We start from the raw sequence: 24,983 nt of genomic DNA, 5'->3' as shown, positions 1-24,983 counted from the left end.
CAAACACACCACGGCGTAAACGCTGACTCGTGAGATCCCGAAAAAATCTCTCAACCATGTTTAACCATGATGCTGACGTTGGCGTAAAGTGCATATGAAAACGAGGATGTTTTTCCAGCCATTCTCGCACCTTCGGGTGTTTGTGAGTCGCATAGTTGTCGCAAATCAGGTGCAGCTCTTTGTCTTTTGCCGTTTCCCTATTTATCTGTTTAAGAAACTTCAACCATTCCACATGGGTATGACGCTGCTGGCACTGACCGATGACAGCACCATCAAGTACATTCAGTGCTGCAAAGAGAGTGGTTGTACCATGTCGTTTATAATCATGAGTCATTGTTGCGGCACGCCCTTTCTTCAACGGTAAGCCAGGCTGTGTTCGATCGAGTGCCTGAACCTGACTTTTTTCATCACAGCACAGCACCAACGCATGTTCAGGAGGAGACAGATAGAGTCCGACAATATCTTCAAGCTTCTCCACAAATTTCGGGTCTCGGGACACCTTGAATGTCTTTTCCAGGTGAGGCTTGAGGCCATATGCATGCCATATCCGGCGAACACTTCTCTCACTGATACCGCTAACAGCAGCCATAGTTCGGGTGCTCCAGTGAGTGGCATTTTCCGGAAGGGTGTTTGTGGTCAGACTCACAATCTCAGCAGCATCAATCTTCTTTTTACGGCCACTGCGAGCTCGATCCTGTTCAATCCCGGAGAAGCCTTCCTGAGCATATCGGTCACGCCAGCGGCTGACCTGATGACGACCGATCTTCAGTATTTGCGCAATCTTAAGATTGCTTTTTCCTTCTGCAGAGAGAAGAACAATCTGGGCACGGCGGGCCAAGCGAAGAGGGCAAGTATTTGATGAAGTAATCTTTCTGAGTCGTATTTCTTCAGAAGCATCAAGTATTATCTCTGTGGCAACTCGCATAGTAAAAACAGGCAGTGGTTGGAATAACATCCATAGTAGACCGTTAGGAGTCTTTATGTACTGTTAATTAGGTCGCACTACACTAGCAGGTCAACTTTCCAACCTTTGGTTATGATCAGTCTCTTTTCATTTTCTTTTCTTTACCAATTAATACATTTGTTTTTTTCACAGTTATTCGTCGGTTAGCGTATATTTAGTTCTTCATTTCGTCATTCCCTTCAGGAGAGATCTGTGAAAAAAATACTCCTCTTTGTTTCAGCGCTTGTAATGAGCCTGAACCTCCAGGCCATTGAGCTAGATGGTGTAAATGTTCCAGAAACGCTAACCCTGGAAAACCAGACTCTGAAACTCAATGGTGCAGGTGTCCGCTCCAAATTTTTTGTTGATCTGTACGTAGGCTCGCTCTTCACCACGGAAAAAGCCAGTGAAGCCAGCAGTGTATTAAACAGCAAAACGCCTGTAGCCATTCAGCTGTTCATCACCTCCACACTGATCACTTCTGAAAAACTCACTGAAGCCGTTAATGAAGGATTTGAGAAGTCAACCGGTGGTCAGGTCGCACCTCTCGAAGATCGACTGACCGCCTTTATCGAAGTTTTCAAAGACGAGATTGTTAAGGGTGATAACTTCGTAATGTTTATCACCCCCGGCAAGGGCGTTAATGTCTATAAGAATGGGAAAAAGCTGGCTACCATCGAAGGTGATGACTTCAGCAAAGCTCTACTGGGCGTCTGGCTGGGAGACCAACCTGCCGATGCTGACCTCAAGGCTAATATGCTGGGCCAATGATACTTTCGCAGCCAGTTTACTGGCTGCTTACTCCTGAACCTTTAGCTCTGATCACTGAGAAACTGCTGTTCAATAGTTTCCACGGCATGACAAAAGCGGTCTCCCTGCATTTCACCAAGACATTCTTCCTGCAGATAACCCACCATCGCCTCCCCTATCATGGTGATTACCATTTTGCGATTGTAGAGAGGCAGACTGCTTGCATAACCCAGAGCAAACTGCCTGAGCGGATTCACTATGCAGTCATAGGCAACCCCACAATAAAACCCCTTCCTGGTCTGAGCATCAGAGGCCATTTCAGCCAAACTTCCCACCACTTCCTTAAGATCTTCATGCACATAGGCTGGCTCACCAAATTCGCCAATGGTCTCCGCCAGGTCCACCAGGTAGATTCGATCAGATTCCTGGTCATAGATTTCATTATTTCCATTTCGGTCCGGAAGGTGTAACCGAACCATCCGGCTCAACATTTCGGCAATGTTTTTGGCGGGTCGTTTTGGATCTAAATGAGCCAGAGCCAATACCTGCCCATAACGGTAAAAAGACTTTCTCAGCAAAATTTTCTGTTTGGTATTCAGGGCATAATCTGAGGCAAGATACTGTTGATTGTAAATGTCACTCAAGTTCCTGCCCGGAACCAGAGGATAACTCAGGATGTAATGCTGCTTTTGATTGAGTATGAAAGTAGCAGCACGATCCGGGAGTACCAGTTCAGCATTCACCCTGACCAACCAGGGGTAAAGCGAAAGCTTCTTTTTCAGCAGCCATTCGGACTCAAAGCGTATCAGTTCACATTCATAACAATCTTCTCGAAAGATTTTGACAAACCATTCAGTACCATCAAACAAAGCGGTGTAAGCCCGATCGAGCTCGCCACCGGCGGTTATGATTTCTTTAAAGTTTTTACCTTTACCCTGAAACAGCAGGTGTATGGCCTCTTCATAGGTTTGCAGTTCAGAGAAGTCCGGCATCTTCGGTAATTCAACGAATTCAGCCCTGGCGGCACGACTGAGGATGAGTAACAGGATCAGAAAGGAAGATCGGAGAGCGGTCATTTGAAAAAAGCCTCTGATAGCTTAATAACCGTTTTATCGACCTTTAGCCCTACCCCTTAATAAATCAGTCAAGCCAGAGTAGCAGAATGACACTACTCAGAATCAGAGCCATACCACAATATTCACGAGGCGAATGTTTTTCCCTGAACAGACGACTGGAGATAATCAGCGTGAAGAAGAATTCAACCTGCCCCAAGGTTTTGACCAAGGCCGGGTTTTGCAGACTGAAGGCTGTAAACCAGCCGATCGACCCCAGCAGACTGAGAAGCCCGACAGCGCCACTTAACTTCCATTGCTGAATGAGGTTTCCCAGAGTCTGAGGCTCTTTTAACCAGATAAAGCCACCCAAAAGCACCGTTTGCATAAGAACTGTGACAGTCAGTGTATAGGCCGAAGCCACGAGCAGATCATCATCCAGCGACAAACTCGCCTGTCTGACCCAAAGGGTGGTCAAAGCCAGAAGGAACCCTGCGCCGAGGCCAAACGCAGCAGATACCGAAAACAGGGATCGCCATCCTTGCTGCCCGGGCGGGTTCAAAAAGATCAACCCAACCGCCCCCAACAAAACACTGATCCAGCCCGCCCAGCTGAGCATCTGGGAAAAAATAATGGCACCCAACACAGCCACCAGAACCGTCTCAGACTTGGAATAAATAACCCCAATCGCAAAGTTTCTCAGGTGAAAGAGCTTGACGATAACAACCGTAGCAGCGATTTGAGCCAATCCGGCGCCGAAACTGTAGAGAAGGAAAGTGGAAGAGATCTCAGGCAGCTCAGAATCCTGCCAGTGCAGTTGCAGATACAAATAAACCCAAACCAGGGGAAGTGAGAAAACATATCGGGAAAATGTGGTCCCCCAGACACTGACTCGCTCAGAAAGTGTTTTTTGACATGCCGTGCGAAATGCCTGAGCAACAGCGGCCATCAAAGTGAGCCAGATCCAGGTAGACACTGTTTTCTCCTCCCTGAAAAAGATAAGGCACACATCATGCCCATTAGGCTTGGAGATTTAACTTGCCATGCGCTCCAAAACCCCAGTGTTGAGCAATGAGGTTTCGGAACAGAAGAGTACAGGATAGACCTCAGTAGCAAAGCTGGTCGAATTGAACCCTTTCTTCCAGCAATTCTGCCAAGGCCTCCAGACCTTTTTGGTCTTCTTCATCAAAACGGGAAGTGATCGGACTGTCGATGTCCAGAACCGCTTTCACCTCACCCCCTTCAGACAAGGTAATCACGATCTCGCTCTGACTGGCTGAATCACAGGCAATATGACCAGGAAATGCAGTCACATCAGCCACTAGCTGGGTGGTTTGGTCCCGGGCAGCAGTACCACAGACGCCCCGGCCAAACGGGATGCGAACACAAGCAGGGTTACCCATAAACGGCCCCAGTACCAGCTCATTGCCCCGGACGATATAAAACCCGGCCCAATTTACCTCTGCCATGGTCGTAAACAGCAGGCTGGCAACATTGGCGAGATTGGCTAGCGCATCCATTTCACCCTCAGTCAATGCCTTTGCCTGAGCCACCAATATTCGATAAAAGCTGGCTTTATCCTCCGGCATCTCAACAACTTTAAACATACTTGCACTCATTTAGATACAGCTTGATACAGCCCTAAGTTAGTAGCATTTCGCAGCAGAGTACCTAGCCACTGCCGTTATTATCACCATCAGAGCCAGTTTATATACAAGTTCAGAGACTCCAAGCAGCCTGTCGGACTTAAGCGTCCGTAGCGAGGATTGCAAGAAATTGAGGATAAAAATCTCTGTTTCTGAGGAGAATAGCGAGCTATTTGACGAAGAAACAGGGATTTTTAGACCAATTTATTGCAACCGCAGTAGGACAGTCTTAAGTCCGACAGGCTGCAAGGGGAACTTATGTCTCTAAAGTCACTCTAACTAATTATAAGGCTAACCGTGCACTTTCCCGAAGCCGGTCTAAGCTGGACTAGTGTTAAGAAGGGGGTGTGTGTTCAAAAGCACAATTAACAGAGAGGCTGTAATGTTCAATTTACATCGAATTCTTGAAGAAATGTCGACCACCGGATGGATCATCGTGGCTTTCTGCCTGGTGGCATGGATTGCCGCTACCTACCTGATGGGAGAGATTTCCGACAAACATTGGGGCGACAGGGAATCCGGTGCTTTGGTAGGCTTCTTCGTACCCGGTATTCTCTTTGTAATTGGCCTTTATATGCTCTGACATTTCTGTCTGGTTGATTCAGCCTGCATCAGCCAGACAATTCACTTTCTGGCTGACCGACCTGGACAAACAGACTGATGAAAAGCATTCTGCACATTTAATAATTAAGAAGGGAATCGGTGCCAGGGAAAGGAATTGTATTGCAGCAACGAATGATTGAATTATCTTTTCGATCATCTCAATTTATTCATCACTTCAAAGATAAATGGCATCCCGTAGGGGACTCGAACCCCTGTTACTGCCGTGAAAGGGCAGTGTCCTAGGCCACTAGACGAACGGGACACAATATTTAGCTAACACCAGGAAAGTGTTAAATTGGTGGAGCTAAGCGGGATCGAACCGCTGACCTCAACACTGCCAGTGTTGCGCTCTCCCAGCTGAGCTATAGCCCCAAAATCTGATGCGTATTATGCAGTTATTTTCTCAATGATCAAGTAGTAGATACTACCGAGGTCTGTGACACTCCCCGCCCTGCGGAGGGTTTACGGCGATCTTGCCAAAAAGCAAATTCATTAAGAGCTCAATCGAACTTTATAAAGACATAAAAAAAACAGTCAAATGACTGTTTTTTTTATGAAACATTATCATGGTGGAGCTAAGCGGGATCGAACCGCTGACCTCAACACTGCCAGTGTTGCGCTCTCCCAGCTGAGCTATAGCCCCAATTGGCATCCCGTAGGGGACTCGAACCCCTGTTACTGCCGTGAAAGGGCAGTGTCCTAGGCCACTAGACGAACGGGACATAATCTTTTGTGTCTATATGCTTGTGCATACAGCCTTTAATTTGGAGCGGGAAACGAGACTCGAACTCGCGACCCCAACCTTGGCAAGGTTGTGCTCTACCAACTGAGCTATTCCCGCAATGAAGATTATTCAGGACTTCTTCAAAGTCCGGAGCGGGAAACGAGACTCACTCTTTAACTCTGGGGCGACCCCAACCTTTGCAAGGTTGTGCTCTACCAACTGAGCTATTCCCGCAGTGAAGATTTTTTATGACTTCTTCAATGTCTTAAATTGGCATCCCGTAGGGGACTCGAACCCCTGTTACTGCCGTGAAAGGGCAGTGTCCTAGGCCACTAGACGAACGGGACACAATCTTTTGTGTCTATATGCTTGTGCATACAGCCTTTAATTTGGAGCGGGAAACGAGACTCGAACTCGCGACCCCAACCTTGGCAAGGTTGTGCTCTACCAACTGAGCTATTCCCGCAATGAAGATTATTCAGGACTTCTTCAAAGTCCGGAGCAGGAAACGAGACTCACTCTTTAACTCTGGGGCGACCCCAACCTTGGCAAGGTTGTGCTCTACCAACTGAGCTATTCCCGCAGTGAAGATTTTTTATGACTTCTTCAATGTCTTAAATTGGCATCCCGTAGGGGACTCGAACCCCTGTTACTGCCGTGAAAGGGCAGTGTCCTAGGCCACTAGACGAACGGGACACAATCTTTTGTGTCTATATGCTTGTGCATACAGCCTTTAATTTGGAGCGGGAAACGAGACTCGAACTCGCGACCCCAACCTTGGCAAGGTTGTGCTCTACCAACTGAGCTATTCCCGCTTAATCAGTGCATTAAACAATGAACTGAGCGACGCAGTCTAATGACTTAGCCGGTCAGAACAATCAGTAAAAATACTACTCACTGACTTTGAAAATGGCATCCCGTAGGGGACTCGAACCCCTGTTACTGCCGTGAAAGGGCAGTGTCCTAGGCCACTAGACGAACGGGACGCAATTTTTTATCCAAACGCCTATAACGAACAAAACGTCTGGCTTTGAAAATTTGGTGGAGCTAAGCGGGATCGAACCGCTGACCTCAACACTGCCAGTGTTGCGCTCTCCCAGCTGAGCTATAGCCCCAAAATACTCCTTAACACTCCGGCTCACCCTACCCTTCCTGAAAAGATGTTTGGCTGCCCCGAAACGCAGGGCGAATGATATGGATGCCCCCCTGACCTGTCAAGCTCACTTATGAAAAAATGTTTAATTGAAGCAGATAGTTATATAGTTTTTTATCGCTGGACGCTTTACCGCTCAGGCTTTAAACAAAGCTTCTACCCCTGATAAAGAAAAAGCCGGAAAAATCCAGCCTTTTCTATAGGGAGGGATGAGTCAGGTTTACTTAGACCCAGCGCCCAGTGCCCTGAACTCTTTTTCAAAACGCTTGGTTTCTTTCTTGGACAATCCACCCAGAACATTGACCGCATGGCGCAGACGGGCACGAGTCATGTCGGCACCGAGAATGGCCATAGAATCCATTACCGACCAGGAGTTCGGTGTCCCGGCAATGGCGATAAAGATTGAAGGATTAAAATCTCCCAGCTTCAATCCCATCTCCCCGGCAAGGGTTTTCACTTCAGCAAAGATATTTTCTTTGTTCCACTGCCTGAGCTGCTCCAGTCTCCAAAGGGTGAACTGTAGCACTTTCTTTACCTCAGCCGACGCAAGCTTTTTATGTATAAAGTCTTCTTCTGACAGCTCTAACATGCCAGAGAACATAAAGCTGGCCATGGGAGCAAAGTCAGCCAGAGTTTCGACACGCCCCTGGGCGAAAGGCAGGAACTTCATAATGTAGTCGCTGTTGAGCAACCATTTATGAAGGCGATCGGCAAACTGCTCGGTGCTCAGATCCTCACGAATCCAACTGGCGTTCAGCCACGACAGTTTTTCCTGGTCAAAAATCGGACCACCCAGGGAAATACGCTGGATGTCAAAGTTTTCAACCATCTCTTCCAGGTTAAACTTCTCGCGCTCATCCGGCATCGACCAACCCATACGAGCCAGGTAATTCAGCAGCGCTTCTGGCAGGTAGCCGGCATCCCGATAATAGGTAATACTGGTTGGATTCTTGCGTTTGGATAGCTTGCTCTTGTCCGGATTTCGCAGCAGTGGCATGTGGCAGAGCTTTGGCATTTCCCACTCAAAGTATTGATAAAGCAGCTGGTGCTTGGGTGCAGAACTGATCCACTCTTCACCCCTGATGACATGAGTAATACCCATCAGGTGATCGTCGACCACATTAGCCAGATGGTAAGTAGGCATACCGTCTGCTTTAACCAGAACCTGCATATCCACCTGAGACCATTCAATTTCGATGGTGCCACGCAACATATCTTCTACTTTGCTACTGCCTTGAGAAGGTACCTTCATGCGAATAACATGGGGCTCGCCTGCAGCCATCTTGCTCTGCACTTCTTCTTCAGACAAATGCAGACAGTGACCATCATAACCTGAGCCCTGTTTGGTTTCAGCCTGCTCTGCTCTCAGGGCATCCAGACGCTCAGCGCTGCAGAAGCAACGAAAAGCATGCCCTTTATCAAGCAGCGCTTGCGCGTGCTCGTCGTAAATTTCACGTCTTTCACTTTGACGATAAGGGCCATGAGGACCGCCCACATCAGGGCCTTCATCCCAGTTCAGCCCCAGCCAGCGCAAAGAGTCGAGAATCTGCTGTTCAGATTCAGCGGTACTTCGCGCCTGATCAGTGTCTTCTATGCGAAGCAGAAACTGCCCACCCTGACTTTTGGCGAAAGCCATATTAAACAGGGCAATATAGGCCGTTCCCACATGGGGATCGCCGGTAGGTGAGGGAGCTACGCGAGTACGAACAGTCATGATCTACTAATGAGTAAAGTTTTAAGTGGCCGCTAGTCTACACCCTGCAGGGCCGCATCGACAACGAATCAACGACCGGTTAATACTTGAGGCCAACAATCCGTTCATTAGCGTTGCTCTTGATTAAATCCGCAACGAGCGCAACACTCGCTGTTATGGATAAGGTTCAAGCTACCTTGTCAAACACTTGAGAAAGACATTTCTGGCACCGTTGATGTCACGATCAACGGTGAAGCCCTCACCCTTAATAATTTTGGAAGAACCTAATTTTTCGTCAATGGTCCCGTTCCATGATTGAGTCTTGGATGTATAGGCTTCGTTGCAATCAACTACATGCTTTCCATACTTTTTTGCGTACCACTTAAGCCGCTTTTTGAATGGGTAGTGATTGAGGTCAAGCATCTGGCGGCAGGTGTTACGGCGAATGGTGCGAACCTTCTTATCTTTGCGTGTGACCATACCTCTTGTCTCAAAGATTGGCAAAAATACAACGTCGTAGTTCGACACCAGCTCGAACGCCAGCCGGTTATGCAGATCAAGAACAATGTCATCCTTTTTGCATTTCAGCCGGTCAATTTCCCTGTTGAAATGAATAATCCGATCTCTTGCCCACTGGGGCATGTCGGGGAACTCAACGCCTCTTTTTCGCTGTAGCAAGTGGCAAAGGTGCGAACTCCGGGGTCAACTCCAACGCTTCTAACCGTCCCTTGGATTTCGGGATTTAGCTCAATATGTTGTTGAACCTGAATGTACCAGCGACCTTTGTCGTAGGTTACGACACAAGATTTACCAATCGCTTCTGCTGGCACATCTTCTGTCAGGTGAATCTTGCCAAGAGCTTGTACGCAGGGATTTAACCCCTTTGGCAAACGGTCAATAGAGAATGAGTGCCTGCTACCTTTGCGGCTTTTGAAACTGATTTCTGCAAAGCCCTCTTTAGCTCCCTTGAGCTTCTTGTTGTGCTCGCAGACCGCTTTGAATGTGGTCGCTGCCGCCAGTGTTCCATTATCAGAAACAAGCGAGTTATAAGCCCTGCCACTTTCTTTTTGCTCTTGCTTCACTTGAGCTTTAATGGCAGGTCGCATGTTGATGAATTTTCCGCTGGCATCTTGTGTCCTCCCGATAATTCAACAAGCCATTTGATGAGTCCAAACCCTGATCGGGCAAGACTATCTTTTGTGGCAACCACAATATGGGTTGGATTTCCGCACACCGCTGATTCCAAAATGGTTTGCAGTCCTTTTCGCTTAAAGTTGAAAGCACTGGCAATGTCGCTGATAAATTCTGCATCAGGGTGCTCTTTGAGTAAGATACGCTTTTGCGTATCAATGCTGGATTTTTGCTTTCCAGAACTGACTCTTGCATAGCATATCTTCCTTTACTGGCTAATGAATATGCGGAAGTGACCACCACTGGTTTGCTTCACTTTTTCGTAGTGACCGCTTTCGATCTTGCGCCCCATAGTTTGGCTGGTTACGCCTTCTATCTTGGCTAGCTTTGTAGTTGAACCCCACAAGATAAATTCACCTTTTGACGATTTATCTTGTGCCTGGCGTAATTGATTTTGCGATTGTTGCAATTTTATTTAACTGCTTATTACCGCTTTCACGATGAATCATTAAAAGGGTCATCCCCCCAGCTTTTTCATAGCTTCTCTAACTATGATGTAGTGTTGATTGACACCCAGCTTTCTCATCAGCCAGTTTACTGTAGTGCCCTGAACCAGAAGAGAGAACAAAATCACAGCCAAAGTCATGTCCATAATCAGTTTTTTCTCGGGAATACTGTCAGGAATCGACAGCATCAGTGCAACAGGCACTACACCTCTCAACCCACCCCAAAACATAATGGCTTTGATTTTGTTATCCACCGGACGCCCAACCGGCAGGCGGTTAGATATAGGCAGGAGCAGATAGACGACGACCAAACGACCAATCAGAACAGAAGCAATGGCGATCAACAGGTAAGGGTAATAGTACTGTAAGTGGTCCAGATTTCTGAATAACAGGTTTTCTTTCATCCCCAGAAGCAGGAAAATCAGGCTGTTAGCAATAAAGGCCACAAACTCCCAAAAAGGCGTAATAAAGCTGCGCACCTGTTGAGACAATACTTTTCCTGAATTGGATCGAGTAACGATACCCGCAGCAATAGTTGACATAACACCGGACACTCCCAAAACGTGATCAGCAATGATAAAGCTGCTGTACGCCAGGATAGTGGTATGAGCAATCTGCACAAAGGGCTCGTTTCTGCCCAGCTTCAATAGCCAGTCCATACCGATACCCATGACCAAACCAACCAGTATTCCGCCAAAGAAGATTTCGATAAATGACCAGACTCCGTCGAACATAACACCAACGCCGAGGCCGCCACCGGCCTGAATAACCGCCAGGACAATCCCGAAGATAACAATTGCTGTGGCATCATTAAACAGACTCTCTGCATCCATCAGCATAGACATTCGAGCCGGCGCTCCTACTTCCTTGAACAGGGCAATAACGGCAACGGGGTCCGTTGCAGAAATCAGCGCCCCGAACAGCATAGCTCCAGCGAGACTGAGGGGAGTCAGCACATTCATGATGACCCCAACCACCAGCATAGAAAGGATTACGCCAAATATGGCCAGATTCAACACCGAAGTCATCTCACGAAACAGATGTGGAGGCTTTATGTTGATAGCCGCATCAAATATCAACACCGGAAGCAGGATATACATGATCAGATCATGGGACAGTTCGACCTTTAATAAGGGCCCCAATACGTCAGTGTATTGCGCCAGAATTCCCAGAGCCATGCCGATTACTACCAGACCAATAGTATAAGGAAACCGCAATTTTTTTAGAAATATGGCTGAGCTGGTGGCAAGCAGCAGCAGAGCAGCCAGTATCAGGACCTGTGTAGCAAGGCCGGTTTCATGCATATCAAAACCTCTGAAAACGATTCAATGAGACATCAGGATTATGTCGATTCGGGTTGACCAGGAAGAACAATTGCGCCTGAGGTACCAAGGAAAAATAGCATCCCACAGAGGAATTGACAGCTCAACCAGGAGACTGGTGCAGAGCTTACATCAGCCGTTAACTCCATAGGTTACAAAGACGTAAAGGTGAAGACAATCAGACATCTTAAAATTCAGTATTGTGCTCAACCAGTTTAAAATACAAGCGTCACCCTAATCAGAACCTCAACATGCACATCACACTGAAACAGCTCAAGACATTCCGGGCTGTCGCAAGTCTCGGACAGGTTCGCCTGGCTGCCCAACAGCTTAACCTTTCTCAACCCGCTACCAGCATGGCCCTTGCCGAGCTGGAGAATCAGCTGGGCTGCCAGCTTTTTGACCGCACTGGCAACAAGCTCCTGATCAATCACCAGGGCGAGCTGCTCATGCCTCTGGCCTCCGAGTTACTGGATCGGACGTCTGAAATAGAAACTCTGTTCAGAGATCTGCAAAACACCGAATCGGGTCATCTTCGAATCGGTGCAAGCACAACAATTGGCAACTATTTGTTACCCGATATTCTGGCCCGGTTCAGTGCAGACTTCCCCAGGATCAGCTTTAACATGGATATCCGTAATACCGAGACCATCATCAAGCGGGTAACCAGCTTTGACCTGGATATTGGCTGTGTAGAAGGTCCCTGCCAGCATGAAGATATTGACGTCATCCCCTGGAAAGAAGATGAACTGCTGGTCATCTGCAGCCCTGACAACCCTATAGCTAAACGGGGGGAAATCTCACTGAAGGAACTCAATCACCAGCAGTGGATTCTCAGGGAACCGGGCTCTGGCACCCGAAATATTTTTGATCAACATCTAAGCCAAAAGCTGACTGACCTGCCTATCAAGATGGAACTAAACCAGTCAGAAGCCATCAAAAAGCTGGTACAGTATGGTCAGGGCATCGGCTGCCTGTCCCGGCTTTGCGTCAGCCATGAACTGGAGCTGGGCGAACTGGTTGCTGTCAAAATCTCCGGAATCACCATGAAAAGAACCCTCTCTCTGTTGCTTCACAGGAAAAAGTATCAGAGCCAGATCATTCAACTGATACTGAAAGCTCTTCGCTGGCAGAAACCGGAATATTGACTATTTTAAGTGAGCTACTGATGAACAGCGTACAAGGATATTATTTTGCAGCTCACAGCAAAGCCTTCACACTCACAACCGCTTTTTACCAGCAAGACCATCTGGAATATTGTTTTTCTGATTCTGGCATTCTGGTTGGCCAAAGCTAATGCCTCCGAGTCTGAAGAGACCGAGCCTGCATCGAAAATAAGCAATGCAGAGCTGGAAAAGCTGGATGTCAATGAACTGAAAATGACTGTGCTTACGGACATCTCCAGCACAATAATCAGTGACGGAGAGCTTGCCAGCAGTATCAAGACCAGCATCGCAAGCCTGGTCATCAGCCCCCTCATGCACACACCTGAAGTTCAGGTTGCCGGCAGTGATGAGTTCACACGCCCAATAGCTGTCAGTTTTCAGAAAACCTTTGAGCAGAGCTTGATGAATATGCTTGATGAAGCCCTTCTCAGTCATGCAACAGCGATTATCCACACCCGCAAACCGACCACCCCGCTATGCAATCCTGTGGGCAAAGCACTCAGACAGACCATGTCAGCTTCCATGCAGGATGACCCGCACCGGGTTAAAACCATTCAGGACAGGACTTTCACCCTGCGCAGAATGGCGCAGAAAGGTTCACCTGTGGAGCTTTATGTGGCGTACACCAAAGGCGGTCTGGATAAACGCTCGCCCGAAGAACAGCAGATTTATAAAAAAGAGGTTAATAACACTGCCAATTCCAGTCTCCGTGACAAAGAGATGACCTGCACTGAAATGCCTGATGAAATAGTAGGCGCCTCCTACTTACTGACCACTAAACGAGGAAACACGCTCTTCTTTAGCACTAATGGTACTCAGGCGGCGGATGCTGCTGGCAGTATTGTCTGGAGATTCTGGTTCGGAAGCTTGAAAGATGCTTCCGTCGAAAAGCGTTACAAAGAAGTGATCAAGTACCTTAAAGAAGGTGGTCTGGATATTCCTGTTAAGTAATTGTACCGAAATCGGCCAGTTAACCCCCCTCACTACGATGACAAAGCCCTGACAGGTGATTAGAATCCGCAAACTAAAATTGGTAAACCTCCCCAGATAACTTAAGTATTATGCACAAAGTCATTGAAACCCCGGATGCACCACCTGCCATTGGCCCATACTCCCAGGGGATTCAGTTTGGCAACCTGATTTTCACCTCCGGCCAGCTGCCCATTGAGCCTGAGACCGGAGAAATGTCTGAAGACACCAAAGAACAGGCTCATCAGTGTCTGAAAAATCTAAAGTCTGTTCTGGAAGCCGCAGGCAGCAGCCTGAATAAGGTCAAGAAAGCGACGGTGTTCGTAAAAGATATGAATGACTTCACTGACATCAATGAAGTTTACAAGCAGTACTTTACCTTCCCTTTCCCTGCTCGCAGTCTGGTAGAAGTGGCTCGCCTGCCCAAAGATGTGAAGGTAGAAATTGAAGTCATTGCCACCACTGAGTAGTCAGTTGCGTCAGTAAGGGGGCCTGAACGCCCCCAGTGCTTCACCACATCAAATCGTCCGGAATTTCATAATCCGCGTACCACTCCTGCTCTTCTTGGGTCAGCTCGCTCTGACTTTCAGACTGAACAACCACAACAGCAGGTTGACGCTCTTCAATCTTTCTGGCCACTGTTGCGGGAATCACCCGATACTCTTCCTCGTCTGCCTGACTCAGAATACCGATCGCATAAAGCCCCCGACTCAGTCTGTTTTGCATGTCTTCAGAGACATAGATCTTTTTAACCTTGCCATCCACCACAAAGTTATAACCCACATCACCGACTTCCCGGGGAATAGTGTTCATCTCAATGAGCTGACAAACCTGTGCAGCAAGCGCCTTTTTCTGACGTTCTTCCTCCAGTTTGCGATTGAGCTCACGATCACGCTCTGTCTGGTCGGCTTTCTGCTTTTCCAGTTCAATACGGCGTTTTTCCTGATCGGTCAGCTCACCAGTCTTGGCAGCCTGTTTCTTCTTTTTCTTATTACTGGATTTGGCTTTCAATGCCTGTTGTTTGGTTGCCAGACCAGCGCCCATCAGCTGGTCTCTTAATGATTTACTCATGGATTGCTCAAAATAGATGGATCGAAGATGGATAAAATCTCAGGAGTGATATCTTAGCAGCCGCGTGATTTCGGAGCCAGCCGAACTCTGGTAGATAAGACACATGCCTTCAACAGAGGACTTGCAGTTGAGCATTCAGGTGTTTGAAAATAGGCCACTAAACTCTGGAAAGCAGTCACGGGTGACGCTAACAATGAAAACCAACATCACACTGATCGGTATGCCAGGCGCTGGAAAAAGTACTATTGGTATTATTCTGGCCAAAGATCTGGCCTTTGGCTTTCTGGATACCGATGTACTGATCCAGATCAGCCAACAGAAAACCCTGCAGGATATTGTTGACAGATCAGGCTATATGTCTCTTCGAGACATTGAAGAAGCAGAACTGCTCAAAGTTAATCTTAAACGACACATCATTGCCACCGGGGGTTCGGCCGTTTACAGCGAAGCCGCCATGAAACATCTTGCTAAAGAATCGATCATCGTCTTTCTGGATCTGGACCTTGAGCAGATTCGTCAGCGCATTCATAACTTTGATACACGGGGTATCGCTCGCGCAGAAGATCAAACCATTGAGGATCTGTTTGAAGAACGGGTGATGCTTTACAAGAAATACGCAGATGTAACTATCGATTGCCGAACCCTCTGTCAGGACTCGCTGGCGCTGGAAATCATTGAGCAGGTTAAACCACTTCTTCAAACAGATTGAGTGATCGCAACTACCCGGGGAAAAACAGCAGATAACAAAAAGCCCATGACAGGTATTCCGACATGGGCTTTTTTACGCTAACAGACTGTCAATCAGTGAATATCTTTCCAGTATTCGCGCTTGAGCAGCAGAGCAACGATGAAGAGCAGAACCAGGAACAGCAGGACATAGATACCCAGCTGCTGACGCTTCTGCTTCACAGGCTCAGCAGAGTATGACAGGAAGTTGGTCAAGTCATACATCGCCTGATCGTATTCAGCCGGAGTCATGGAGCCTTTGCGCTCAGGATCCACAACCAGACCACAAATCTTCTCACCGGTCAGAGGATCACGTTCAGTCGGGCTAGCACCCTGACAGCTGTCAATCTGAACACCTTGAAGCTCCATCAGCACATGAGGCATACCCACGTCAGGGAATACCTTGTTATTCACACCCCACGGACGCTTTGGATCTTCATAAAAAGTACGCAGGTAGGTGTAGACCCAGTCTTCACCACGTACCCGGGTCACCATGGTCAGATCCGGTGGCGCAGCACCAAACCATACCTTGGCTTCATCCTTGCGCATACCGTTCTTCATAAGATCACCGATCTTGGCAGACTTTGGTACCAGATTTTCCATCATCAGATCGTGTGGAATACCGATATCGTCGGCTACACGCTCGTAGCGCTGGAACTGAGTCGCATGACAGCCCGCACAAAAGTTCTGATAATACATGGCACCACGCTGCAGCGATGCCTTATCAGAGTGATCAGTCTCAATCGGATCCAGAGGATAACCTGAACCACCCGCCGCAAATCCAAGCACTGGGACCAGCGAAAACAACAGGGTAATTATTGTTTTTTTCATTATCCGGTCACCCTCTCCGGTACAGGTTTGGTTTTTTCCCATCGTGTATAAAACGGCATCAACAGGAAGAATGCGAAGTAATACAGGGTGCAAAGCTGTGCAATCAGTGTGTAGGTTACTGTCGCCGGCTGAGTTCCTAACCAGGTCAGCACCGCAAAGACAATGGCAAACAGGAAGATCCCAACCTTGCTGATAATACCCTTGTAGCGCCAGGATCTGACCCGGCTGCGATCCAGCCATGGCAGGACAAACAAAATAGCGATCGCTGCCCCCATCATGATGACACCACCGAGCTTGGAGTCGATCGGACCTATGTCAAAGGTGATCGCACGCAGGATGGAGTAGAAGGCTCCGAAGTACCATACCGGTGCGATATGCGCCGGAGTCTTCAGTGCATCGGCCTGCTCAAAGTTAGCGTACTCAAGGAAGAAGCCACCCATTTCAGGGAAGAAGAACATGACACTACAGAACACAAAAAGGAAGACTGCAACCCCTACCAGGTCTTTCACGGTGTAGTATGGGTGAAATGGAATACCATCCAGAGGTACGCCGTCCTTGTCTTTCAGCTTCTTGATATCAACACCGTCAGGGTTGTTGGAACCCACTTCGTGCAGGGCAATGATATGCAAGACCACCAAACCCAGAATAACGATAGGCAGAGCCACAACGTGCAGAGCAAAGAAACGGTTCAGAGTAATACCCGAGATCAGGAAGTCACCCCGGATCCACTGCTGCAGGTCTGGACCAATAACAGGGATAGCACCGAACAGGGAAATGATAACCTGGGCACCCCAGTATGACATCTGACCCCATGGCAGCAGGTAGCCCATAAAGGCTTCAGCCATCAGCGCCAGATAAATGGCCATACCAAAGATCCACACCAGCTCCCTTGGAGCTCGGTAAGAGCCGTAGATCAGACCACGGAACATGTGGAGGTAGACAACGATAAAGAAGAAAGATGCGCCGGTAGAGTGCATATAGCGAATCAGCCAGCCGTATTCCACATCACGCATGATGTATTCAACGGAAGCAAAAGCCTGCTCTGCACTGGGCACGTAACTCATGGTCAGCCAGATACCGGTCAGCAACTGGTTAACCAGAACCAGCAGCGCCAGAGAGCCGAAGAAATACCAGAAGTTAAAATTCTTTGGTGCGTAGTATTTACTGAGATGATCTTCCCAGACCTGGGTGACAGGTAGCCTGGCATTAAGCCAATCCATGAAGTTGCCCATTACGCATTCTCCTCATCTTGGCCGACAATGATGACTGTGTCGCTCTCAAAGGTATAAGGAGGCACTTCCAGATTGGTGGGCGCAGGCACTCCCTTGAATACACGACCAGCCAGATCGAACTTCGAACCATGACATGGGCAGTGGTAACCACCTTTCCATTCAGGGTCAAATTCCATCGGTTTGACTTCAGGCATGTATTTGGGTGAACACCCGAGGTGGGTGCAAAGACCGACCAGAATCAGGTACTCATCCTTCACGGAACGGTACTCATTTGCTGCGTACGCTGGCTGTTCTGATTTCTCGGACCTGGGGTCTCTCAACTTGTCATCCAGAGACCTTATATTATCCAGCATGGCCTGGGTTCGTCTTACCACAAACACAGGCTTACCGCGCCATTCAACTACAATCTGCTGTCCCGGCTCCAACTTGCTGAGGTTCACCTTCACAGGAGCACCAGCAGCCTTTGCTTTGGCACTGGGATTCCATGACTTGATAAAAGGTGTAGCGACCCCAACGGCCCCGGCAGCCCCCACCACCGAAGTCGCAGCCACGAGAAAGCGGCGCCGGCTGTTATTTACGCCGTTGTCACTCATTTAACCTACTCTCCCCATCCAGGCAAATGCCCAAAAACTTCTTTTAATTCACGGGTGGGATATTAGCAGGGAGTACAAGAGTTACGTCTCTTACTAAGAGAAAAATCTTTAGATGACCTTTCTCTCACCCCCTGTCAAAGCCTTGTCTGATTATTTGTCCCACCTAAGCAGCAGAGCGTAATGATACTGGTTTTAGTTTCTATACAAAAGCCTTACATGAAGTTTTCCTTAACCTCTGAATCAAACCCTTACGCCACAGGAACTCCAGCACCCCCCATTGCCCAAGGGCACATTCTATTACATCCAGCCCAGATCATATTTGTTAAACATCCAACACTGATTAAGTTTGTTTTTTATACAAACAACCTTCGCTAAGGATACAAAACACCAGCGATCGTACCGTTTTCTTTTTTTCAGCCAAAAAAAACGCCCGCATAAAGCGGGCGTTTTCTGCAGCGCCTGAAAACAGGCGCCAGCGACATCAACGCTTGGAGAACTGTGGACGCTTACGCGCTTTGCGCAGACCCACTTTCTTACGTTCAACTTCACGTGCATCACGAGTCACATAGCCAGCTTTACGCAGAGGAGAACGCAGGCTCTCATCGTACTGGATCAGCGCACGAGTGATACCGTGACGGATAGCGCCGGCCTGACCGGAACCACCACCACCGTTAACGGTGATTTTAATGTCGAATTTTTCCAGCAATTCGGTCAGTTCCAGAGGCTGGCGAACAACCATACGAGCAGTCTCACGACCGAAGTATTCGTCCAGGCTACGGCCATTGACAGAAATACTGCCAGAACCAGATTTCAGGAAAACGCGAGCGGTAGAAGACTTACGACGTCCGGTACCGTAGTATTGAGTCACTGACATGGCTACCCCCGATTAAATGTCCAGTTTCTGTGGCTGTTGAGCAGCATGCGGATGCTCAGTACCGGCGTAAACTTTCAGCTTACGGTACATGTCGCGACCCAGAGGGCCTTTTGGCAGCATACCTTTAACAGCTTTTTCAATGACCATTTCTGGCTTGTGCGCAATCAGCTTTTCAAAACTGGCTGAACGCAGGCCACCAGGGAAGCCAGTGTGACGGTAATACATTTTGTCAGACGCTTTACGACCAGTAACATGGACCTTCTCGGCATTAACAACAACGATGTAATCGCCAGTGTCAACGTGAGGAGTGTATTCTGGCTTATGCTTGCCGCGCAGACGGGTTGCAATTTCGGTAGCCAGTCGCCCCAGGGTCTTGCCTTCAGCGTCGACCACGAACCAGTCACGTTTTACGGTTTCTGGCTTTGCACTAAAAGTTTTCATTAAATTCGCCTCAGTAGTATTGCTCTCGCAATACCTGTTCTTACTTGGCCGCCCTTCTCAGGGAACTGATCAGGGATCGAAGCAAGGCTAATAGCTTCGGCAACGACCTGTTCAAACATGGGCGCTCAATTGGGAAACGGGAGCGGTATTATATCGTCTGTTCACAGGAATGAAACCCCCTTCCGACACATTAGAGGATTCCTACGTATCCGCTGATACAAATAATCTGCAAATACCCTTGTGAACATTGTAAATCCGGAGTTATTCTGCCATCAGGCTGAAACCTTTGGAGCTTGATTTCAATGGAATACAGAAAACTGGGGCGCACCGATATTAATGTCAGTGTCCTTTGTCTCGGCACTATGACCTGGGGCAAGCAAAATACCGAACAGGAAGCATTTGCTCAGCTGGATCGAGCTGTGGACTATGGTGTCAATTTCATTGACACTGCAGAAATGTATCCGGTACCGGCCAGGGAAGAAACTTATTCCCTTACAGAATCTATCATTGGCAACTGGATAAAGCAGCGCGGTAAAAGCAATGATCTGGTCATTGCCACCAAAGTCTGCGGTCCCGGCCTGACATATATAGATGGTGGCCGAATGATGACACCGAATCATATCCATAAAGCCATTGACGGCAGCCTGAAACGACTGGGCGTTGAAGCTATTGACCTTTATCAGCTGCACTGGCCTGATCGTAACACCAACTTCTTCGGAAAGCTCGGTTACGCTCACCAGCACGGCTTTGACGGGACGCCGGTAGAAGAAACACTTTCAGCCCTGGATGAACTGGTTAAGGTCGGCAAGATCAAACACTACGGCCTCTCCAACGAAACCCCCTGGGGCGTCATGGAGCACCTCCGTATCAGCAGCGAAAAGCACCTGCCAAGAGCCGTCAGTATTCAAAACCCCTATAATTTGCTGAACCGTTCTTTCGAGGTAGGTCTTGCTGAAATAGCCCACCGTGAGCAGGTCGGTCTTCTGGCATACTCACCATTGGGGTTTGGCGCTCTTTCGGGCAAATACATTGGCGGTGCGCGACCTGAAAACGCTCGATTAACGTTATTCCCTCACTACCAGCGCTATGACTCACCCCAATCTCGCAGGGCCATCAAGGCCTATGTACAGCTGGCAAAAGATTCAGGTCTGGACCCTGCTCAGATGGCACTGGCATTTGTCACATCCCGCCCTTTCCTGACCAGCAACATCATTGGAGCTACCAACCTGGAGCAACTGGAGAGCAACCTCGCTTCCAGTGAATTGCAGCTGTCAGAACCCCTGCTGGAAGAGATTGAAAGCATTCACACCCTGCAGCCGAACCCTGCCCCCTGATTTATTACACCCTTGTTCATCGGGTGTCAGCCTCAATGACACCCAACACCCCTGAAACAACGAGCCTCTTCCAGTGAGCAAAAGGTCAAAACACCGCAAAGCTTCAGGCACTTTCTGAAAGCACGACTCAATCTAGTCAGTCCACCTACTTGAAGGTAAATACTTTTTTGTTAAGAACTGACATCGGCTGGGCAAAAGTCTAAAATCCCCCACATTTCTGATCGGAACTCACCGGAAACCAAAACATGCGTGACTTTATTATCGCCCCCAGCATACTTTCGGCTGACTTTGCCCGCCTTGGAGAAGAGGTGGACAACGTCATTGCTGCCGGAGCTGACTGGGTACACTTTGATGTCATGGATAACCACTACGTACCCAACCTGACCATTGGCCCCATGGTTTGCAAGGCCCTGCGAAAGCATGGCGTTACTGCTCCCATCGATGTCCACCTGATGGTCAACCCGGTAGACCGCATAATTGGAGATTTTATTGAAGCCGGGGCCAGTATGATCACCTTCCACCCTGAAGCCTCTGATCATATTGATCGCAGCCTGCAGATGATTCGTGAAGGTGGCTGTAAAGCCGGTCTGGTATTAAATCCGGCAACCTCTCCCGACGTGATTGAATATGTGATCGACAAACTGGATATGATTCTGCTTATGTCCGTAAACCCGGGCTTTGGTGGCCAGAAATTCATTCCTTCGACTCTGCGCAAACTGCGCCATGCTCGCAAAATGATTGACGACAGTGGACTGGACATTCGTCTGGAGGTAGACGGCGGCGTCGGTGTACAGAACATTCGCCAGATCGCTGAAGCCGGAGCAGATGCTTTTGTTGCCGGCTCAGCCATCTTCAATGCTGAGGACTATCATGATGTTATCAGCCAAATGCGGACAGAGCTTTCCATGGCAGAATCCCTCTGAAGCTGATCTCAGGGAGTAGAGTCGCCTGCTGACTCTATCCCCTCTAAAACCTCAGCCTCTATTACTCCCTCCCTCTGGGTATTTGAAAACAATGAAGTTGTTTGAATTGTTGAGCAGTCCCGTTCGATTAATCATGTACGATCTCGATGGCACACTGGTTGATAGTGTTCCCGATCTGGCTATAGCCCTGGATAAAATGCTGACAGAACTCAACCGGCCTGAAGCTGGTGATGAAAAAGCCAGGCTCTGGGTAGGCAATGGTATTCCATCACTGGTCAAAAGGGCTCTGGCTGATGACATGATGGGTGACCAACCCGGTGTTGTTGAAGAAGGCACCTTTACCAAAGCTATGGAACGGTTCAAACACCACTACGCCATTGAAGTTGGCCAGCACAGCGCTCTTTACCCCGGCGTATTCACCTTCCTCAGCCAGATCCACAAGGCGGGCGTCAAACAGGCTGTAGTAACCAACAAATCCGAAATCTTCACCGACTCACTGTTAAAGCATATGGGCATTGACCACTTCTTTGAACTCAGCATAGGTGGTGACAGCCTGAACGAGCAAAAGCCCCACCCGCTGCCCCTTCAGCACACCATGAAGCACTTTGGTTGCAGAACAGCCTCATGATCGGGGACTCCAGCAGTGACGTAAAAGCGGCCAGAGCTGCAGATGTAAATGTGGTGGGCCTTCGCTACGGCTATAACCATGGAGAGCCGATTGAGTCTGCACACCCCGACCTTGTTATCGATAGTCTGACGGATTTGCTATGAAATCTGACCCTGAGCCTGACAGACTGCCAAACTGCAAAGACTCAGGGGAGAGGCAATAAACTACACAATTCAGTAGTCCCAGTGTTTGCATTAACCCTTGCAGTCATATAGTCTTCAACTCTTACTCATACGACTGCGCCCAGAATAATTGCGGAGCCAGCAGTGATAGCAAGTCATTCAGAGACATACATCAATACAAGAGACACTGAACGGTCAGTGAGACCTTCCACCCCTACCTCAAAGCTTTCCTCCCGGCGATGGCTTGGCTGGCCCTGCGCCTGATTAAAAAGCCCCAACTCAGCCAAAACCCTGCGTTTTTAGTACTTTTTAAACAGCCTGATAATAAAGAGGCCAGTATGACGCCTGAAGCTTTTTCTCGTCTGGCCCGCGAAGGATATAACCGTATTCCTGTAACCCGGGAAATCCTGGCGGATCTGGACACACCCTTGACCACTTACCTGAAGCTGGCCAATGGTCGCTACTCATACCTGCTTGAGTCCGTGGAAGGCGGAGAAAAGTGGGGACGCTACTCAATGATTGGACTACCGTGCAGAACCATACTCCGGGTGTCAGGCTACAACCCCGACTGCAAGGTCACACTGGAAACCGATGGCCAGATTGTTGAAGAGCATAACCCGGAAGATCCTCTGACCTTTATTAAGCAGTTTCAACAGGGCTACAAAGTGGCCGAGCTGCCTGACCTGCCTCGCTTTAGCGGCGGACTGGTAGGCTACTTTGCTTACGACACGATCCGTTATATTGAAGAACGACTGAAACGAACAGCACCAAAAGATGAGCTAAACAACCCGGACATCATGTTGATGGTTTCTCACGAACTGGTGGTATTTGACAACCTCAGTGGCAAGTTGATTCTGGTGACCCATGCTGACCCGGCAGAATCTGCTGCCCTGGAAAAAGCAGAGTTTCGACTGGACGACCTGGTGCGGAGACTGCAAACGACCAATGTACTGCCACCGGCACAGGCTTCACTGAACCCTGCCCGGGAAAATGATTTCAAATCCGGTTTCGGTCAGGATGCCTTTGAAGCTGCAGTAGAAACCATCAAAGAATACATTCTGGCTGGAGACGCTATGCAGGTGGTTCCATCCCAGCGCATGACCATTCCTTTTGACAGCTCACCCCTTAACCTTTACCGGGCTCTGCGCAGTACTAACCCATCCCCCTATATGTATTACATGGATCTGGGTGATTTTCATGTCGTAGGCTCATCACCTGAGATTCTTGCCCGTCTTGAAGACGGTGAAGTCACCGTCAGACCTATTGCCGGTACTCGCAAACGCGGTGCCACCGAAGAGCGGGATAAGGCACTGGAACAAGAACTGCTGAATGACCCCAAAGAACTGGCAGAACACCTGATGCTCATCGACCTGGGAAGAAACGACGTTGGGCGTGTAGCTAAAACAGGCAGTGTCAGCCTGACCGACAAGATGATCATTGAACGTTACTCTCACGTTATGCATATCGTATCGAATGTCACCTGTCGTTTAAAAGACGGTATGGATGCCATGGACGTGCTCAAAGCGACACTACCAGCAGGTACACTCAGTGGCGCACCGAAAGTACGAGCCATGGAAATTATTGATGAACTGGAACCTGTCAAGCGCGGGGTTTACGGCGGAGCAGTGGGTTATCTGGCATGGAACGGCAACATGGATACTGCCATTGCCATTCGCACTGCCGTGATCAAAGACCGCAAACTCCACGTTCAGGCTGGTGCGGGCATTGTCGCCGACTCAGTTCCCGAAATGGAATGGAAAGAAACCATGAATAAGGGGCGAGCCCTTTTCAAAGCCGTTGCCATGGCTCAGACAGGTTTGTCTGCTGCTTCCAGCAGCCAGAAGCAGACAGGGGAGCGAAACTAAGATGCTTTTAATGATCGACAACTACGATTCGTTCACCTGGAATCTGGTTCAGTACTTTGGCGAACTGGGTCAGGAAGTGGCAGTGCATCGTAACGACCACATAACTCTGGAACAGATCCAAACCCTCAACCCGGAACGTATAATTATTTCACCCGGCCCCTGCACACCCAATGAGGCCGGTATCTCCATGAAAGCTATTGCTCACTTCAGTGGCAAAAAGCCTATTCTTGGTGTCTGTCTGGGACACCAGAGCATAGGCCAGGTCTTTGGTGGCAAAGTAGTCCGGGCCCGGCAAGTCATGCATGGAAAGGTCTCACCTGTTTATCATAAGGGGCTGGGGGTGTTCACAGGCCTTCCCAACCCGGTCACAACGACCCGCTACCACTCACTGGTTGTTGAAAAAGAGAGCTTGCCAGACTGTTTTGAAATTACCGCCTGGACCCAGCACGAAGATGGCAGCATGGATGAGATCATGGGGATTCGCCACAAGACTCTACCCCTGGAAGGTGTCCAGTTCCATCCGGAATCCATCATGACCGAACGAGGCCACGACATGCTGGAAAATTTTCTGAAGCAATCCTGAAGCAATAAAGCCTTTGGTGACAGAAGCCAGGCCATAGACAACAGACATTCAGACGAACGATTG

28 protein-coding genes and 13 tRNA genes (1 of these 41 running past the window's edge) are annotated in these 24,983 nt (G+C 48.7%); 12 read left to right on the top strand and 29 right to left on the bottom strand.

The window, feature by feature from the left end; translation table 11 throughout:
• Positions 1-925: the 5' portion of an IS630 family transposase gene (locus ACOMHB_RS09360; protein WP_448218623.1), read on the bottom strand. Its footprint begins 161 nt before the window's first position; the window shows 925 of its 1,086 coding nt (coding positions 1-925); the start codon lies at positions 923-925; the stop codon falls past the left edge of the window.
• A 231-nt stretch (positions 926-1,156) separates the two neighbouring features.
• Between ACOMHB_RS09360 and ACOMHB_RS09355 the strand changes: the two genes are divergently transcribed.
• Complete coding sequence (locus ACOMHB_RS09355; protein WP_448216395.1) at positions 1,157-1,714, top strand: chalcone isomerase family protein; 558 nt, start codon at positions 1,157-1,159, stop codon at positions 1,712-1,714.
• Positions 1,715-1,755: 41 nt separating this feature from the next.
• Here the strand turns inward: ACOMHB_RS09355 and ACOMHB_RS09350 are convergent, their stop codons facing one another.
• The 3 genes from ACOMHB_RS09350 to ACOMHB_RS09340 form a co-directional block, all read right to left on the bottom strand.
• Entirely contained in the window at positions 1,756-2,769 is a 1,014-nt protein-coding gene (locus ACOMHB_RS09350; RefSeq protein WP_448216394.1) for a hypothetical protein, read from the bottom strand.
• Positions 2,770-2,833: 64 nt separating this feature from the next.
• Positions 2,834-3,721: a DMT family transporter gene (locus ACOMHB_RS09345; protein WP_448216393.1), complete on the bottom strand. Its 888-nt coding sequence runs from the start codon at positions 3,719-3,721 to the stop codon at positions 2,834-2,836.
• 130 nt (positions 3,722-3,851) lie between these two features.
• Positions 3,852-4,352: a GAF domain-containing protein gene (locus tag ACOMHB_RS09340; RefSeq protein ID WP_448216392.1), complete on the bottom strand. Its 501-nt coding sequence runs from the start codon at positions 4,350-4,352 to the stop codon at positions 3,852-3,854.
• A 421-nt stretch (positions 4,353-4,773) separates the two neighbouring features.
• On the opposite strand from ACOMHB_RS09340, the gene ACOMHB_RS09335 reads away from it, so the two are divergent.
• Positions 4,774-4,974 carry a hypothetical protein gene (locus tag ACOMHB_RS09335; RefSeq protein WP_422133007.1) on the top strand — a complete coding sequence of 67 codons (201 nt, stop codon included), beginning with the start codon at positions 4,774-4,776 and terminating at the stop codon, positions 4,972-4,974.
• A 206-nt stretch (positions 4,975-5,180) separates the two neighbouring features.
• Here the strand turns inward: ACOMHB_RS09335 and ACOMHB_RS09330 are convergent.
• From ACOMHB_RS09330 to ACOMHB_RS09240, 19 genes are all read right to left on the bottom strand, one after another.
• Positions 5,181-5,256: transfer RNA gene (locus ACOMHB_RS09330), tRNA-Glu, on the bottom strand.
• 34 nt (positions 5,257-5,290) lie between these two features.
• A tRNA-Ala gene (locus tag ACOMHB_RS09325) sits at positions 5,291-5,366 on the bottom strand.
• A gap of 195 nt (positions 5,367-5,561) precedes the next feature.
• A tRNA-Ala gene (locus ACOMHB_RS09320) sits at positions 5,562-5,637 on the bottom strand.
• A gap of 3 nt (positions 5,638-5,640) precedes the next feature.
• Positions 5,641-5,716 (bottom strand) — tRNA-Glu (locus ACOMHB_RS09315).
• Positions 5,717-5,759: 43 nt separating this feature from the next.
• Positions 5,760-5,835 (bottom strand) — tRNA-Gly (locus ACOMHB_RS09310).
• Positions 5,836-5,869: 34 nt separating this feature from the next.
• Positions 5,870-5,952, bottom strand: a tRNA-Cys gene (locus tag ACOMHB_RS09305).
• A 37-nt stretch (positions 5,953-5,989) separates the two neighbouring features.
• Positions 5,990-6,065 (bottom strand) — tRNA-Glu (locus tag ACOMHB_RS09300).
• A gap of 43 nt (positions 6,066-6,108) precedes the next feature.
• Positions 6,109-6,184 (bottom strand) — tRNA-Gly (locus tag ACOMHB_RS09295).
• A 34-nt stretch (positions 6,185-6,218) separates the two neighbouring features.
• A tRNA-Gly gene (locus tag ACOMHB_RS09290) sits at positions 6,219-6,301 on the bottom strand.
• A gap of 37 nt (positions 6,302-6,338) precedes the next feature.
• Positions 6,339-6,414: transfer RNA gene (locus ACOMHB_RS09285), tRNA-Glu, on the bottom strand.
• A 43-nt stretch (positions 6,415-6,457) separates the two neighbouring features.
• Positions 6,458-6,533 (bottom strand) — tRNA-Gly (locus tag ACOMHB_RS09280).
• Positions 6,534-6,628: 95 nt separating this feature from the next.
• Positions 6,629-6,704: transfer RNA gene (locus ACOMHB_RS09275), tRNA-Glu, on the bottom strand.
• Between the two features lie 53 nt (positions 6,705-6,757).
• A tRNA-Ala gene (locus ACOMHB_RS09270) sits at positions 6,758-6,833 on the bottom strand.
• A 258-nt stretch (positions 6,834-7,091) separates the two neighbouring features.
• Complete coding sequence (gene gltX, locus ACOMHB_RS09265; protein ID WP_448216391.1) at positions 7,092-8,585, bottom strand: glutamate--tRNA ligase; 1,494 nt, start codon at positions 8,583-8,585, stop codon at positions 7,092-7,094.
• A gap of 171 nt (positions 8,586-8,756) precedes the next feature.
• Positions 8,757-9,206 carry a zinc ribbon domain-containing protein gene (locus ACOMHB_RS09260; protein ID WP_448216390.1) on the bottom strand — a complete coding sequence of 150 codons (450 nt, stop codon included), beginning with the start codon at positions 9,204-9,206 and terminating at the stop codon, positions 8,757-8,759.
• Positions 9,149-9,670 (bottom strand): hypothetical protein, encoded by a 522-nt coding sequence (locus ACOMHB_RS09255; protein WP_448216389.1) that lies wholly within the window; start codon positions 9,668-9,670, stop codon positions 9,149-9,151. Before ACOMHB_RS09255 ends, ACOMHB_RS09260 begins: the two co-directional genes overlap by 58 nt.
• Positions 9,643-9,957: an IS607 family transposase gene (locus tag ACOMHB_RS09250; RefSeq protein WP_448218622.1), complete on the bottom strand. Its 315-nt coding sequence runs from the start codon at positions 9,955-9,957 to the stop codon at positions 9,643-9,645. Before ACOMHB_RS09250 ends, ACOMHB_RS09255 begins: the two co-directional genes overlap by 28 nt.
• A gap of 6 nt (positions 9,958-9,963) precedes the next feature.
• Positions 9,964-10,101 carry a hypothetical protein gene (locus ACOMHB_RS09245; protein ID WP_448216388.1) on the bottom strand — a complete coding sequence of 46 codons (138 nt, stop codon included), beginning with the start codon at positions 10,099-10,101 and terminating at the stop codon, positions 9,964-9,966.
• Between the two features lie 111 nt (positions 10,102-10,212).
• Positions 10,213-11,505: a cation:proton antiporter gene (locus ACOMHB_RS09240; protein WP_448216387.1), complete on the bottom strand. Its 1,293-nt coding sequence runs from the start codon at positions 11,503-11,505 to the stop codon at positions 10,213-10,215.
• A 269-nt stretch (positions 11,506-11,774) separates the two neighbouring features.
• On the opposite strand from ACOMHB_RS09240, the gene ACOMHB_RS09235 reads away from it, so the two are divergent.
• The 3 genes from ACOMHB_RS09235 (at position 11,775) to ACOMHB_RS09225 (ending at position 14,128) form a co-directional block, all read left to right on the top strand.
• Positions 11,775-12,671 (top strand): LysR family transcriptional regulator, encoded by an 897-nt coding sequence (locus ACOMHB_RS09235; RefSeq protein WP_448216386.1) that lies wholly within the window; start codon positions 11,775-11,777, stop codon positions 12,669-12,671.
• A 45-nt stretch (positions 12,672-12,716) separates the two neighbouring features.
• Complete coding sequence (locus ACOMHB_RS09230) at positions 12,717-13,640, top strand: hypothetical protein (RefSeq protein WP_448216385.1); 924 nt, start codon at positions 12,717-12,719, stop codon at positions 13,638-13,640.
• A 110-nt stretch (positions 13,641-13,750) separates the two neighbouring features.
• Entirely contained in the window at positions 13,751-14,128 is a 378-nt protein-coding gene (locus ACOMHB_RS09225; protein WP_448216384.1) for a RidA family protein, read from the top strand.
• Positions 14,129-14,168: 40 nt separating this feature from the next.
• Here ACOMHB_RS09225 and ACOMHB_RS09220 read toward each other — a convergent pair whose 3' ends face one another.
• Positions 14,169-14,729: a DUF2058 domain-containing protein gene (locus tag ACOMHB_RS09220; protein WP_448216383.1), complete on the bottom strand. Its 561-nt coding sequence runs from the start codon at positions 14,727-14,729 to the stop codon at positions 14,169-14,171.
• Between the two features lie 193 nt (positions 14,730-14,922).
• On the opposite strand from ACOMHB_RS09220, the gene ACOMHB_RS09215 reads away from it, so the two are divergent.
• Positions 14,923-15,438, top strand: coding sequence for a shikimate kinase (locus ACOMHB_RS09215; protein ID WP_448216382.1), 516 nt, complete (start codon positions 14,923-14,925; stop codon positions 15,436-15,438).
• 92 nt (positions 15,439-15,530) lie between these two features.
• Here ACOMHB_RS09215 and ACOMHB_RS09210 read toward each other — a convergent pair whose 3' ends face one another.
• From ACOMHB_RS09210 to rplM, 5 genes are all read right to left on the bottom strand, one after another.
• Positions 15,531-16,286, bottom strand: a complete 756-nt coding sequence (locus ACOMHB_RS09210; protein WP_448216381.1) for a cytochrome c1 — start codon at positions 16,284-16,286, stop codon at positions 15,531-15,533.
• Positions 16,286-17,518: a cytochrome b gene (locus ACOMHB_RS09205; RefSeq protein WP_317142580.1), complete on the bottom strand. Its 1,233-nt coding sequence runs from the start codon at positions 17,516-17,518 to the stop codon at positions 16,286-16,288. Before ACOMHB_RS09205 ends, ACOMHB_RS09210 begins: the two co-directional genes overlap by 1 nt.
• Complete coding sequence (gene petA / locus ACOMHB_RS09200) at positions 17,518-18,111, bottom strand: ubiquinol-cytochrome c reductase iron-sulfur subunit (RefSeq protein ID WP_422132998.1); 594 nt, start codon at positions 18,109-18,111, stop codon at positions 17,518-17,520. The genes ACOMHB_RS09205 and petA overlap by 1 nt, the downstream gene beginning before the upstream one ends.
• 481 nt (positions 18,112-18,592) lie before the next feature.
• Positions 18,593-18,985, bottom strand: coding sequence for a 30S ribosomal protein S9 (rpsI, locus tag ACOMHB_RS09195; RefSeq protein ID WP_252176279.1), 393 nt, complete (start codon positions 18,983-18,985; stop codon positions 18,593-18,595).
• 12 nt (positions 18,986-18,997) lie between these two features.
• Positions 18,998-19,426 carry a 50S ribosomal protein L13 gene (rplM, locus tag ACOMHB_RS09190; protein WP_252176280.1) on the bottom strand — a complete coding sequence of 143 codons (429 nt, stop codon included), beginning with the start codon at positions 19,424-19,426 and terminating at the stop codon, positions 18,998-19,000.
• A 302-nt stretch (positions 19,427-19,728) separates the two neighbouring features.
• Here rplM and ACOMHB_RS09185 point away from each other — a divergent pair, with 302 nt between their 5' ends.
• The 6 genes from ACOMHB_RS09185 (at position 19,729) to ACOMHB_RS09160 (ending at position 24,920) form a co-directional block, all read left to right on the top strand.
• The gene (locus ACOMHB_RS09185) at positions 19,729-20,760 is read left to right on the top strand and encodes an NADP(H)-dependent aldo-keto reductase (RefSeq protein ID WP_448216380.1); all 1,032 of its coding nucleotides are present in this window, start codon (positions 19,729-19,731) and stop codon (positions 20,758-20,760) included.
• Between the two features lie 245 nt (positions 20,761-21,005).
• Positions 21,006-21,683, top strand: coding sequence for a ribulose-phosphate 3-epimerase (gene rpe / locus ACOMHB_RS09180; RefSeq protein ID WP_448216379.1), 678 nt, complete (start codon positions 21,006-21,008; stop codon positions 21,681-21,683).
• 91 nt (positions 21,684-21,774) lie between these two features.
• Entirely contained in the window at positions 21,775-22,311 is a 537-nt protein-coding gene (locus ACOMHB_RS09175) for an HAD hydrolase-like protein (RefSeq protein WP_448216378.1), read from the top strand.
• On the top strand, positions 22,308-22,454 hold the full coding sequence (locus ACOMHB_RS09170; RefSeq protein WP_448216377.1) for an HAD hydrolase-like protein: 147 nt from the start codon (positions 22,308-22,310) through the stop codon (positions 22,452-22,454). Before ACOMHB_RS09175 ends, ACOMHB_RS09170 begins: the two co-directional genes overlap by 4 nt.
• Positions 22,455-22,810: 356 nt before the next feature.
• The gene (gene trpE, locus ACOMHB_RS09165; protein ID WP_448216376.1) at positions 22,811-24,337 is read left to right on the top strand and encodes an anthranilate synthase component I; all 1,527 of its coding nucleotides are present in this window, start codon (positions 22,811-22,813) and stop codon (positions 24,335-24,337) included.
• A 1-nt stretch (position 24,338) separates the two neighbouring features.
• Complete coding sequence (locus tag ACOMHB_RS09160) at positions 24,339-24,920, top strand: aminodeoxychorismate/anthranilate synthase component II (RefSeq protein ID WP_422132993.1); 582 nt, start codon at positions 24,339-24,341, stop codon at positions 24,918-24,920.
• Positions 24,921-24,983 lie beyond the last annotated feature (63 nt).

The sequence above is a fragment of the Endozoicomonas sp. 2B-B genome (genome assembly GCF_053470045.1).
Note: the sequence above shows the minus strand (reverse complement) of the source record. Positions and strands in the feature narration are given on the sequence as shown.